Raw genomic sequence first — 11087 nt, forward strand, 5'->3', positions numbered from 1 at the left:
CAGGTTTTGTCGGAGTAGGGAACCTTGGGACAAGCCCTGAACATCAAGGACAGAATATCCCGCATGTTCATCACGCGCGTGCCGCGATTCACGCTTGCAGGACGGCGGCGAAGGCCTGTACCGCAGCGGCTTCATTACCGCCCCAGACCGCATTGCTCACGGCCAGGAAATCGGCACCAGCAGCCACCAGTGGGGCTGCGTTGTCTGGCGTGATGCCGCCGATTGCCACACACGGAAGTTCGAAGATGGATTGCCACCAGGTCAGCAGGTCAGGTGCGGCGACGTGTTCGGTCTGCTTGGTAATGGTCGGGTAAAAAGCGCCGAACGCAACGTAGTCGGCGCCGGCATCCCCCGCTTCCATCGCAAAATGTCGGCTGTTATGACATGTGACGCCGATCTGCGCGTCGCGGCCAAGGCGTGCGCGGGCATCAGCCAGGTCGCCGTCGTTTTGTCCCAGATGAACCCCGTCGGCGCCAAGGCGTTTGGCCAGACTGACCGAATCGTTGACGATGAAAGCAACTTCGCGATCGGCGCAGATCCGCTGCAGCGGATCGGCCAGCCGCGCCGCTTCATGTTCGTCAATGCCCTTGACCCTAAACTGAAACGCCGCGACCGGCCCGGCATCGAGCGCACTTGCAAGGCGATCAGGAAAGGCGCCCGACACGTCGAGCGGAGAGATCAGATAAAGCTGGCAATCGGACATGGCCTGCGCTCTATCGACCCCGGCGCGCTTAGCCAAGCGTTCCGCAACCGTTCAGCCGGATCGTTCGTTAGGGTCGCCATGAAAAAGATCGCGTTTGCCTCGCTCCTTGTTGTCGCCTTGTCCGGCTGCATCACCTACCAGAACCGCAGCGACGGGATCACCCGGTTGCGGATTGGTGAGTCCGGCAGCGTTGACGGGCCGACCGTTACTCCGCTTGCGGTATTGGAAGACAGCCGCTGCCCGGCCGAAGTGCAGTGCCTTTGGGCGGGACGGGTCAAGGTATCGGTGCGGGTCGAACTTGGTACCGGCTCACAAACCCGCGACATGGTGCTGGGCGAGGAGCAATCGGTGGCAGATGGCAGCCTTACGCTGGTCGAGGTGCTGCCTCAAAAGAAGAAAGACCAGGCGATCTACCCTGATGAATACCGCTTCGGTTTCAAGTTCGCCGGAGGTTTGTAACGCCTCAGCCCGTCTTGACGGTCGACCCGGCGGCAATCTCGTCAATTGCACTGCCCAGTGCGGCGTCGAACTCGTCTTCGCTCATTTCAAAGCGCAGGTCTTCAAGCAGCGCGCGGCTGAAGCTGGCTATGATACCGCGGTTCCTGGCCAATTCGGCACAGGCCTCGGCCCGCGCATATCCGCCCGACAGAGCGACGACGCGCAGCACTTTGGGATGGTCGACCAGCGCATCATAAGTGCCCGGCACGACCGGCAGCGACAGCTTGAGCATTACCTTGTGCCCTTCTGGCATCGCTGCCAGCGCTTTAAGGATCTCATCACGCAGGATCGTGTCACACTCTGCCCGGGTGGCGCTCTTGATGTTCACTTCGGGTTCGATGATCGGCATCATGGCGTGGGCGATGACCTGCTGTCCCACTGCAAACTGCTGAGCAACCACGGCAGCGATACCTTCGGCGTTGGCTGCATTGATGACCGACCGTTCTTTGGTCCCGAATACGCCCAGCGCTTTGGATTTTTCCAGCAGCGCATCCAGATCGGGCATCGGCTTCATCAGCTGAACCCCATCAGCCTCATCCTCCAGGCCCTTGTCGATCTTGATAAACGGGACGATGCCCTTGGCGATCAGCGCGGAGGGGACCGGCTGGCCGTCGACTAGCCCATCCATTGTCCGCTCGAACAGGATGGCACCAATTACCTTGCTGCCGTCGAATGCCGGGGACCGGATGATACGGCTGCGCATGGCGTGGATCAGGCCGTACATCTCGTCGTCACTGCCCCACGCCCCGGCTTCGATGCCGTAACCGGCCAGCGCCTTGGGCGTCGACCCGCCCGACTGGTCCAGCGCGGCAATGAAACCGTTTCCCTTGGCCATCTTGGCGGTCATGTCGGCAGTGTTCATAATGCGTGGGGTCCCTGGCGTTGCATACGTATGTGAGCGGGCCATAACCGGCCTGCGGTCACCCTGCAAGTGCGGCGATCAGGCCTGTTCCAGAGCAACCACACCAGGCAGTTCCTTGCCTTCCATCCACTCAAGAAAGGCACCGCCTGCGGTCGAGACGTAAGAAAAATCGTCCGCCACCCCGGCATGGTTCAGCGCGGCAACGGTATCGCCGCCGCCCGCCACCGATACAAGTGCGCCTTCGACTGTCAGCGCCGCGGCACTTCGCGCGAGCGATACGGTCGCTGTATCGAACGGCGCCATCTCAAACGCGCCGAGAGGCCCGTTCCAGACCAGAGTGCGGCAGGTCTTGAGCACATCGGCCAGGGCTTCCACCGCCTGCGGGCCGATATCGAGGATCATTTCGTCCGGCGCGACCTCATGGACATTGCAAGTTCGGAGGCTTGCCGGATTTGCGGCAAATTCCTTTGCCACCACCACGTCATAAGGCAGGTGAACGGTGCAGCCCGCTTTATCGGCGGCGTCGAGGATTTCTTCGGCCGTACTGGCCAGATCGTGTTCGCACAGCGACTTGCCCACATCGACCCCGCGCGCAGCAAGGAACGTGTTGGCCATGCCGCCGCCAATAATCAGGTGTTCGACCCGCGTGACCAGGTGCTTCAACACATCCAGCTTTGATGAAACCTTGGCCCCGCCAACCACTGCAGCGACGGGCTTGGCCGGATTGCCCAGCGCCGCATCAAGCGCCTTAAGCTCAGCCTCCATCGACCGCCCGGCATAGGCCGGCAGCAGGTGCGCAATGCCCTCTGTACTGGCATGGGCGCGGTGCGCAGCGGAAAACGCATCGTTGACGTAGAAGTCACCGTTGGCGGCGATTGCCGCGGCGAAATCAGGATCGTTGGCCTCTTCGCCTTTCCAGAAACGGGTGTTTTCCAGCATCGCTATGTCGCCCGGCTGGAGGATGCCGATCGCCTGTTCAACCACAGGCCCGGTGATTTCGGGGATGAACATCACCTCTTCGTGCAGCACCGCCTGTACCGCATCGAGCGTCATCGACACCGACAGGGTCGAAGCCCGCTCGCCCTTGGGTCGTCCGAAATGGGCCAGCAGCAGGACCTTGGCGCCTTTTCCTGCCAATTCCAGGATCGTTGGAGCCGAAGCGCGCACGCGGGTATCGTCGGTTACTGCGCCGTCCTGCATAGGCAGGTTGAGATCCACCCGCACAAGCGCAACCTTGCCCGCAACGTCGCCCAGATCGTCAAGCGTCTTGAACCGCGTCATTCGCTTATCCTTATTCCGTCACCCACGGCAATTTCACCATCGCCTATAACCCGGCCCAGCACCCCGCCCCGCCAATCGGGCAGCAGAACCGCCTTTAGGCCGGTTGCGATTTCTTCCATCCGGCTGCACGGATCACATTCAGTAGTGACCTCAATCCGCAGTTTATCGCCGATTTCTATAACTGCGCCTGGCTGGCGCGGCAGGCGGATGCCCTGTGTCAGCAGATTGGCCCGGCGCACCCACCACGGCAGGTCCGGGTCATCGGTGCGGCCCAGTTCGGCCAGCGCGGCGGCCCAGCTTTCCGCCTCGATCAGCGAGACCTGGCGGCGTGGCTTGCGGCCGGGACGCACTGCACCGCGAAAGTCACCCTGCAAGCCCCCTGCAGCCGACACCGGCACCCGGTCCAGCGTCTCTATCGCCCCGCGCGGCCGTGCGTGCCGCGCAATGCCAACAAGACGCCCGCCGCTCATCAGATAAGCTTGCCCATCGCGCCAGCTGTATCGACCATCCGGTTGGAAAAGCCCCATTCGTTGTCGTACCAGCTCAGCACGCGGACCAGCTTGCCATCGATCACCGAGGTTTCGAGCGCGTCGATGGTCGAGCTGCTGGCATCGCCGTTGTAATCGATCGAGACCAGCGGTTCGTCCGAATAGCTTAGCACGCCTTTGAGCGCACCTTGCGACGCGGCCTTGAGCAGGGCGTTGACCTCGTCCTTGGTGGTGTCGCGCTTGGGCTGGAAAGTCAGGTCAACAACCGAGACATTGGGGGTCGGCACACGGATCGCGCTGCCGTCCAGCTTGCCTTTCAGTTCGGGCAGAACCTCGCCCACAGCACGGGCCGCGCCGGTGGTGGTCGGGATCATCGACATGCCAGCCGCGCGCGCGCGGCGCGGATCTTCATGGATCTGGTCAAGGATCTTCTGGTCGTTGGTATAGGCATGGATCGTGGTCATCAGCCCGCGCTCGATCCCGATCGCATCGTTCAGCACCTTGGCAAACGGCGCCAGGCAATTGGTTGTGCACGAAGCATTGGACACGATGGTGTGGCCTGCTTCCAACTTGTCATGATTGACACCGAACACCACGGTCAGGTCAACGTTTTTGCCCGGCGCAGAAATCAGGACTTTCTTCGCACCGGCTGCGATATGCTTTTCGCAGCTTGCGCGGTCCGTAAAGAAACCGGTGCATTCCAGCGCGATGTCAACACCGTTGGCCTTGTGCGGAAGGTTGGCGGGATCTCGCTCGGCGGTGACCTGGATGCGCTTGCCGTTGATCACCAGATCGTTGCCGTCCACTTCGACCGAACCCGAAAACGCGCCGTGCACGCTGTCGCGCTGGAAGAGCATGGCATTGGCTTTCGCCGAGGCGAGATCATTGATCGAAACCAGTTCCAGGTCGTGGTCGGTCCGCTCCAGAATGGCTCGCGCCACATTGCGCCCGATGCGCCCGAAACCGTTGATCGCAACCTTGATCGCCATGAACTAAACTCCTCTTACAGGCCCAGCTTGGCCTTGATTTGCGGAACAATAGCTTCGGTCGTAAGCCCGAAGTAGCTGAATAGCTTTTCGGCCGGCGCCGATGCCCCGAACCTGTCGATACCGATGGCCAGACCATCGCGGCCAATCCATTTGTGCCAGCCGAAAGTCGTGCCCGCCTCGATCGAGACGGCCAGAATGCCAGCAGGAATCAGGCTGTCCTGGTAAGCCTCATCCTGCGCTTCGAACAGTTCCCAGCAGGGCATCGAAACAACATCGGCGCCCACGCCGGCTTGTTCCAGCGCGGCGGCGGCTTCCACGGCGATCTGCACTTCGCTGCCGGTCGCCAGCAGCACCACCTTGCGCGATGCCTTGGCGGCAACCAGACGGTAAGCGCCTTTGGCGCAGCGGTTTTCGTCCGCATCATTGCGCAGCGCAGGCAGATTTTGGCGGGTTAGAGCAAGCGCGCTGGGCCCGTTCTGCCGTTTCAGCGCCAATTCCCAACATTCCGCGGTTTCCATCGCATCGGCCGGACGCATCACCCACAGGCCGGGGATGGCGCGCAGCGAGGCGACGTGTTCGATCGGCTGGTGGGTCGGTCCGTCCTCACCCAGTCCGATTGAATCGTGAGTCAGGACATAGATCGCCCGGGCATGCTGGATCGCCGACAGGCGAATGGCATTGCGGCAATAGTCAGAGAATACCAGGAAAGTCCCGCCATAGGGCACGATCCCGCCGTGCAGGGCCATACCGTTCATCGCCGCGGCCATGCCAAACTCGCGGATCCCGTAATAAAGGTAACGCCCGGCATAGTCAGCCGGTGAAAACGGCGTGGTCGATGCGGTCTTGGTGTTGTTCGAACCCGTGAGGTCAGCCGAACCACCGATCATGGCCGAAACGGTTGCGGTCAGGACGGTCAACGCGTCTTCGCTCGACTTGCGGGTGGCCAGCTTGGGCATATCGGCAGCCAGCTTGCCGCGGTATTCATGCCAGCCGTTCAGGGACGGAAGCTCGCCAGCCATGCGCGCGGAAAACTCGCCGCTGCGCGCATTGGAGGCAAGCCGTGCTTCCCAATCGGCGCGCCTGGCGGCGCCCTTCGCGCCCAGGCTGCGCCAGTCAGCCAGAATGTCGGCGGGAATGACGAAAGGTTCGGCGCTCCACCCCAAAACACCGCGCGCCGCGGCAATCTCATCGGCGCCCAGAGGACTGCCATGAACGTTGTGGGTGCCTTGCTTGTTAGGCGCGCCCTTGCCGATAACGGTATGGCAGGCAACCAGCGACGGGCGCGGATCGGCCTCTGCCTCGGCCAGGGCGCGGGCGATGTCGGCAAAATCGTGACCATCGCATTCGGCGGTGTGCCAGCCGGTCGCGCGGTAGCGGGCAAGAATATCCTCGCAGGTCGAAAGTGACGTGTCCCCGTCGATCGTGATGTGATTGGAATCCCACAGCACGTTCATTCCGCCCAGCTTGTAATTGGCGGCTAGTCCGATCGCCTCGTGGTTGATGCCTTCCATCAGACAGCCGTCACCGGCGATCACCCAGGTTTTGTGGTTGACCAGATCGCCGCCAAACTCGGCATTGAGGTGGCGTTCGGCAATGGCCATGCCCACCGCCATGGCCAGCCCCTGACCCAACGGACCGGTAGTGCATTCGACCCCGGCAAGTTCGGTATTTTCAGGATGCCCTGCACAAACCGAGTGCAGTTGGCGAAAATTGCGGATGTCATCGATCGTCGGCGCATCATACCCGGTCAGGTAAAGCAGCGAATAAAGCAGCATCGATCCATGCCCGGCTGACAGGATGAACCGGTCCCTGTCGGGCCACTTGGGCGCAGCGGGATCAAAGCTCAGGAACTGGCTGAACAGCACGGTGGCAACGTCGGCCATGCCCATCGGCATGCCAGGATGGCCGGAATTGGCCGCCTGCACTGCGTCCATCGATAGCGCACGGATTGCATTGGCCATGGGGGCCAGGCGGGAAGGAGCCAGGTTCGCGGCAGAGGGGCTCATCACAAAGGCTCCCGAAAAGATCGCTGAATATGCACCGAGTCGGCGCGCCGCTTCCTTTGCGGAGGCACCGGCCCCCGTCAACCCGGCCTTGCCGGGTGGGGCTGTCAAAGCGTGGGAAAAGCATGACGCATCCCTTTGCACACCGGAGGTTTTAGGTTAGCCAGCAATTATGGATGGGGATCGCACCGCCCGCGCACAGGCGCGGATCGAAGCGGCGCTCGCCCGGATCGAGGCGAGCGCGCACAGGGCCAAAGGCTTGGGCGGCGGGGCAGCTGCCCCGACCGGCGGGGCCGAACTTGCGCATTTGCAGGCGCGGCATGACCGGCTGCGCGCGGTGGTCCAGGATTCGCTCAGCCAGCTCGACCAGATAATCGAAAGCGCTGAAGGGTGATCCGGCGATGAGCAACGTGACCCTGCAAATCGGCGGCCGCGCCTACACCATGGCCTGCGCGGACGGGGAAGAAGCGCACATTGCCGCGCTCGGCCGCTCCATCGCCGATAAGGTTGAACAGATGGGCGCCGGACAAAGCGAAGTGCGGCAACTGTTGTTCGCATCGCTGTTGCTGGCCGACGAATTGCACGAAGCGCGCGGCCGTCCGTCCGCAATTGCCGCTTCAACACCCGCCGCATACAGCGATGAAAACGCGGGTGCGTTTGAAGCAATAGCCGACAGGCTGGAAAAACTCGCTCTGTCTCTTGAGGGTTAGGCCGCATGGCCCTACATGGGGCGCGACGGGTACTGCCCGGTACGAACCGACAGAACATCCCTGAGGCTATAAGCAATCCAATGGGGGCTGTCCCTGGTCAGATCGCTACTTCGCGTAGAGATTTGGCACACATGGTCCCCACCTGACGTGAACGCGTCAGAGGATTTCCCCGGCAACGGCCCATGGTGGTCCCGTCACCCACCCTCGTTTCCCGAAAAGGCTGCCGCTCCGTGACCGACAAGCAAGCGCTTCGCACCCGGATGCGCGCAGTACGGCAACAGCACCAGGCGGCAATCCCCGATGCGATGCGCAGCCTGCTGTTCCTGCGCCCGCCTTCGCCCTTGCTTGACCTGATCGCGCCGGATGCAGTGATCGGACTGTATCATCCGATCGGCAACGAAGCGTCTCCGCTGGGTTACGCGCGCTGGTTCTACGAAGCCGGCCACCGCGTAGCCCTGCCTTGGTTTGAATGCCGCAGCAGCACAATGCAGTTTCGGCTGTGGGACAATCCCTTTGATACGGACGATCTGGAACAGTCGCCGTGGGGCGGATTGCAACCCGATAATGCTGCTGATCCAGCGGATCCCGAAGTCCTGATCGTGCCGCTGCTGGCGTTTACCGACGAGGGCAACCGGCTGGGACAGGGCGGCGGGCATTACGATCGTTATTTGACGGAATATCAGGACGCTGTGACAATCGGCCTTGCCTGGGATTGCCAGCGGGTTGAAGCCTTGCCATTGGAATCGCACGATATGCCGCTGCGCGCGGTGGTGACTCCAACCCGCTTTTACGGACCGTTCTGATCATGCGCGAAGAACCCACTCTCCGCATCCCGCTTGGCATCCTGGGACTTCTGCTGGCGCTGCTGGTCTACGGCGTTGTGATTGCCCGCACCGTTGCCCCGCTGATGCAAAGCTGGCCTGCGCTGGCACAGCTTCCGGTGTACGTTGTTCTGGGCCTTGTATGGCTGCTGCCGCTCAAGCGGTTCCTGATCTGGATGGAAACCGGCCGCTGGGGCTGATCAGTGCGGCGCGGGCGAGGTCCTTTTCCCGGCCAAAGCGCAGCAGCAAGGCGTGAAGCTCTGCCGGCGGCGGCACCCAAAGGCGTTGGCCGTCAAGATCGACTGGCTGACGCCTTCTTAGCGCAACTTGCTGCCACGTCTGACCTTCGCGTACCGAAAATCCGGCAAACAGCTCGACCGGCAATGCGCCGCCGTACCATGTCGCAAACATGTCAGACCGAAACCGATCAGCATCGCCGCCCGCTGCAGAATCAATTGCCAGCGGAGCGAGTACTTGCTGAAAGTCGCGCGGATCGAGCAAGACATCCACATCTCCAACTGGCCCGGGATCAAAACCATGAAGCGCCAGCGCCGCACTGCCGATGATCCACCAATCATGCCGCGCCGGCGCCATGATGGTCGATACGTCGATCAAGGCTGATCGAAGCAGCGGCGTAAGCGTCATGCCGCGAACGTGCTTGTTGCCCGCCACAAGGGCAACAACATTCGCTTAGCCGCAAAACCGACAACGCGTTACGCAATCTTATTGGAAAACCCCAAGTGGCGCGAGTGACGGGGCTCGAACCCGCGACCTTCGGCGTGACAGGCCGACACTCTAACCAACTGAGCTACACCCGCGCAGCCACTTGGGAGCAGCGCCACTAGGCCAGCCAATCGGGGCTGTCAACCGCTTCGCCCATGGATTTTTTGCTCTCTGCGCCAAGTGGCATGGCGTTGGCAAATACAGCATTAACCATATGTTTGCCGCTGCCCGGCATAACGCCTTGAGACGCCCCTATGCGGGTGAATCGGGGGCCATTGCCAGGTGCTGAAAACATACCGCAGCGCAACGCGCGTTCTGTCCGCCCTGATGGTTGCAGGGGCTCTTGTCGCTCCCGCTCTGGCGCAGGCGCGTGCCACGGTGGCGCTGGACAGCGCGATTTTTGTTGAACGAGCCACGGCACGCAGCGGGCGGATGCTGGAACCAGCAAGCCGGCTTAGCCGCGGCGACCGCGTGGTCTATGTTGTCACCTGGACGCGACAGGCTGGTGATGGCGGTTTCGTGGTGACCAATCCTTTGCCCCGCACGGTCTACTACCAGGCCAGCGCTGATGAGAACGAAGAGGTGTCAATCGACGGTGGCCGGACCTGGGGCAAGCTGGATGCGATGCGTCTCGGCAGCCGCCTTGCCACGCCGGAAGACGTCACCCATATCCGCTGGCGCGTGCCGGCACTTGTCGCCGCGCGCGGATCAGGACAGATCGCCTACAGCGCTATTGTCCGCTAATTGACCAGTTATCTTGCAGGCCTATCAGCTAGCCAGCAGCAACGCCGGGTTTTCGATCAGCCGTTTGACCGCTTGAACAAAGCTGGCCGCGTCCCAGCCGTCGACCACGCGGTGATCGCAGCTGATCGAAATGTTCATTAGCTTGCGCTTGGCGATGCGCTCGCCCCCCATTCCGTCGGGCACGAACATCGGCCGTTCGACGATCCGGTTGGGGCCGATGATCGCCACTTCGGGACGGTTGATGACGGGTGTGGTCGCCACTCCGCCCAGCGGACCGAGCGACGTAATCGTAATGGTCGATCCCGAGAGTTCCTCGCTCTTGGCGCTGCCGGTGCGAGCCGCGTCTGCCAGCCGGCGGATTTCGTTGGCCAGTTGCCAAAGGTTTTTGTCCTGCGCATCGCGAATGACCGGAACCATCAGTCCGGCGTCGGTCTGCGTCGCCATGCCCAGGTGGACCGCGCCAAAGCGGCTCACAACGCCGGCTTCGTCATCATACCGCGCATTGAGCATCGGAAAATCGGGCAGCGTCCGGCAGATCGCAGCAATCAGCAGCGGCAGCATCGTCAGCTTGGGCCGGTCCGCACCAAAGCCGGTGTTCAGCTGCGCGCGCAATTCTTCCAGCGCGGTCACGTCGCATTCCTCGACATAGGAGAAGTGCGGGATGTTGCGCTTGGACGCAGCCATGTTTTCCGCAATCCGGCGGCGCATGCCAATTACCTTGACCTGTTGATCAGCCGCTTTGCCGCCAGTACCGCGATAGGCACCGTTATAGGCCAGGAAGGCATCAAGATCGGCGTGGCGCAGACGGCCATCCTCAGCCGGGCGGACCTGGGCCAGTTCGATGCCCAGCTCCTTGGCCCGCGATCGCACAGCGGGACTGGCGAGAACTTTGGCAGTTTGGGCGCTTGATGGTGAACGGCCCTCGGCAGACTGAGGCGCCGCGGGTTCGGGCGCTCGCGCTGGCGCAGATGCAGGAGCTGGTTCGGGTTGCTCATCACAGGCGGGCACGGCCGCAATCACCTTTGCAACATCCGCTGCGTCGGGCGTTTCGGCGTCGATCCGGTCGGCAACGGCATCGGCTGCCCCTTCGCCCTCTGTCTCGATCACCACCAGCGGCGATCCGATTGCGATCATGTCGCCCTCGGCGCCGGCCACTTCAAGAACCACACCCGAAACCGGGCTTTCCATCTCGACCGTGGCCTTGTCTGTCATCACGTCGGCCAGCTTGCCGTCTTCCTCGATCCGGTCGCCGACTTTGACGTGCC

At 62.3% G+C, this 11087-nt stretch carries 14 protein-coding genes and 1 tRNA gene; 6 read left to right on the plus strand and 9 right to left on the minus strand.

Annotated features, from left to right (window positions below):
• Positions 1-88 precede the first annotated feature (88 nt).
• Complete coding sequence (gene thiE / locus Q0L62_RS06725) at positions 89-703, minus strand: thiamine phosphate synthase (RefSeq protein ID WP_296678191.1); 615 nt, start codon at positions 701-703, stop codon at positions 89-91.
• Between the two features lie 78 nt (positions 704-781).
• On the opposite strand from thiE, the gene Q0L62_RS06730 reads away from it, so the two are divergent.
• On the plus strand, positions 782-1162 hold the full coding sequence (locus tag Q0L62_RS06730; RefSeq protein ID WP_296678194.1) for a hypothetical protein: 381 nt from the start codon (positions 782-784) through the stop codon (positions 1160-1162).
• 4 nt (positions 1163-1166) lie between these two features.
• Here the strand turns inward: Q0L62_RS06730 and Q0L62_RS06735 are convergent, their stop codons facing one another.
• The 5 genes from Q0L62_RS06735 to tkt form a co-directional block, all read right to left on the minus strand.
• Positions 1167-2063, minus strand: a complete 897-nt coding sequence (locus Q0L62_RS06735) for a fructose bisphosphate aldolase (protein ID WP_296678196.1) — start codon at positions 2061-2063, stop codon at positions 1167-1169.
• Positions 2064-2141: 78 nt separating this feature from the next.
• Positions 2142-3344 (minus strand): phosphoglycerate kinase, encoded by a 1203-nt coding sequence (gene pgk / locus Q0L62_RS06740; protein WP_296678199.1) that lies wholly within the window; start codon positions 3342-3344, stop codon positions 2142-2144.
• The gene (locus Q0L62_RS06745; RefSeq protein WP_296678202.1) at positions 3341-3814 is read right to left on the minus strand and encodes an MOSC domain-containing protein; all 474 of its coding nucleotides are present in this window, start codon (positions 3812-3814) and stop codon (positions 3341-3343) included. Before Q0L62_RS06745 ends, pgk begins: the two co-directional genes overlap by 4 nt.
• Entirely contained in the window at positions 3814-4821 is a 1008-nt protein-coding gene (gene gap / locus Q0L62_RS06750) for a type I glyceraldehyde-3-phosphate dehydrogenase (protein WP_296678204.1), read from the minus strand. The genes Q0L62_RS06745 and gap overlap by 1 nt, the downstream gene beginning before the upstream one ends.
• 14 nt (positions 4822-4835) lie before the next feature.
• Positions 4836-6827, minus strand: coding sequence for a transketolase (tkt, locus tag Q0L62_RS06755; RefSeq protein ID WP_296678207.1), 1992 nt, complete (start codon positions 6825-6827; stop codon positions 4836-4838).
• A gap of 169 nt (positions 6828-6996) precedes the next feature.
• On the opposite strand from tkt, the gene Q0L62_RS06760 reads away from it, so the two are divergent.
• From Q0L62_RS06760 to Q0L62_RS06775, 4 genes are all read left to right on the plus strand, one after another.
• Positions 6997-7218 (plus strand): hypothetical protein, encoded by a 222-nt coding sequence (locus tag Q0L62_RS06760; protein WP_296678210.1) that lies wholly within the window; start codon positions 6997-6999, stop codon positions 7216-7218.
• 7 nt (positions 7219-7225) lie between these two features.
• Positions 7226-7534 (plus strand): cell division protein ZapA, encoded by a 309-nt coding sequence (locus Q0L62_RS06765; RefSeq protein WP_296678213.1) that lies wholly within the window; start codon positions 7226-7228, stop codon positions 7532-7534.
• A 230-nt stretch (positions 7535-7764) separates the two neighbouring features.
• Positions 7765-8337 (plus strand): 5-formyltetrahydrofolate cyclo-ligase, encoded by a 573-nt coding sequence (locus Q0L62_RS06770; protein WP_296678217.1) that lies wholly within the window; start codon positions 7765-7767, stop codon positions 8335-8337.
• A gap of 2 nt (positions 8338-8339) precedes the next feature.
• Positions 8340-8555, plus strand: coding sequence for a DUF2842 domain-containing protein (locus Q0L62_RS06775; protein ID WP_296678220.1), 216 nt, complete (start codon positions 8340-8342; stop codon positions 8553-8555).
• Here the strand turns inward: Q0L62_RS06775 and Q0L62_RS06780 are convergent.
• Positions 8512-9000 (minus strand): hypothetical protein, encoded by a 489-nt coding sequence (locus Q0L62_RS06780; protein ID WP_296678223.1) that lies wholly within the window; start codon positions 8998-9000, stop codon positions 8512-8514. The two genes, Q0L62_RS06775 and Q0L62_RS06780, sit on opposite strands and share 44 nt — an antisense overlap.
• A 96-nt stretch (positions 9001-9096) precedes the next feature.
• A tRNA-Asp gene (locus Q0L62_RS06785) sits at positions 9097-9173 on the minus strand.
• A gap of 187 nt (positions 9174-9360) precedes the next feature.
• Between Q0L62_RS06785 and Q0L62_RS06790 the strand changes: the two genes are divergently transcribed.
• Positions 9361-9822, plus strand: a complete 462-nt coding sequence (locus Q0L62_RS06790; protein WP_296678226.1) for a hypothetical protein — start codon at positions 9361-9363, stop codon at positions 9820-9822.
• A 24-nt stretch (positions 9823-9846) separates the two neighbouring features.
• On the opposite strand, the gene Q0L62_RS06795 is transcribed toward Q0L62_RS06790, so the two are convergent.
• Positions 9847-11087, minus strand: a 1241-nt coding sequence (locus Q0L62_RS06795) for a dihydrolipoamide acetyltransferase family protein (protein WP_296678228.1), incomplete at its 5' end; no start/stop codon positions are given.

Source organism: Novosphingobium sp. (genome assembly GCF_024642085.1).
In the GTDB taxonomy this organism is placed as follows: Bacteria; Pseudomonadota; Alphaproteobacteria; order Sphingomonadales; family Sphingomonadaceae; genus Novosphingobium.

What these genes read in the sequence shown, in the direction of transcription:
- thiE (WP_296678191.1), bottom strand. Translation starts at nt 703, where the DNA reads ATGTCCGATTGCCAGCTTTATCTGATCTCTCCGCTCGACGTGTCGGGC.
- Q0L62_RS06730 (WP_296678194.1), top strand. Translation starts at nt 782, where the DNA reads ATGAAAAAGATCGCGTTTGCCTCGCTCCTTGTTGTCGCCTTGTCCGGC.
- Q0L62_RS06735 (WP_296678196.1), bottom strand. Translation starts at nt 2,063, where the DNA reads ATGAACACTGCCGACATGACCGCCAAGATGGCCAAGGGAAACGGTTTC.
- pgk (WP_296678199.1), bottom strand. Translation starts at nt 3,344, where the DNA reads ATGACGCGGTTCAAGACGCTTGACGATCTGGGCGACGTTGCGGGCAAG.
- Q0L62_RS06745 (WP_296678202.1), bottom strand. Translation starts at nt 3,814, where the DNA reads ATGAGCGGCGGGCGTCTTGTTGGCATTGCGCGGCACGCACGGCCGCGC.
- gap (WP_296678204.1), bottom strand. Translation starts at nt 4,821, where the DNA reads ATGGCGATCAAGGTTGCGATCAACGGTTTCGGGCGCATCGGGCGCAAT.
- tkt (WP_296678207.1), bottom strand. Translation starts at nt 6,827, where the DNA reads ATGAGCCCCTCTGCCGCGAACCTGGCTCCTTCCCGCCTGGCCCCCATG.
- Q0L62_RS06760 (WP_296678210.1), top strand. Translation starts at nt 6,997, where the DNA reads ATGGATGGGGATCGCACCGCCCGCGCACAGGCGCGGATCGAAGCGGCG.
- Q0L62_RS06765 (WP_296678213.1), top strand. Translation starts at nt 7,226, where the DNA reads ATGAGCAACGTGACCCTGCAAATCGGCGGCCGCGCCTACACCATGGCC.
- Q0L62_RS06775 (WP_296678220.1), top strand. Translation starts at nt 8,340, where the DNA reads ATGCGCGAAGAACCCACTCTCCGCATCCCGCTTGGCATCCTGGGACTT.
- Q0L62_RS06780 (WP_296678223.1), bottom strand. Translation starts at nt 9,000, where the DNA reads ATGACGCTTACGCCGCTGCTTCGATCAGCCTTGATCGACGTATCGACC.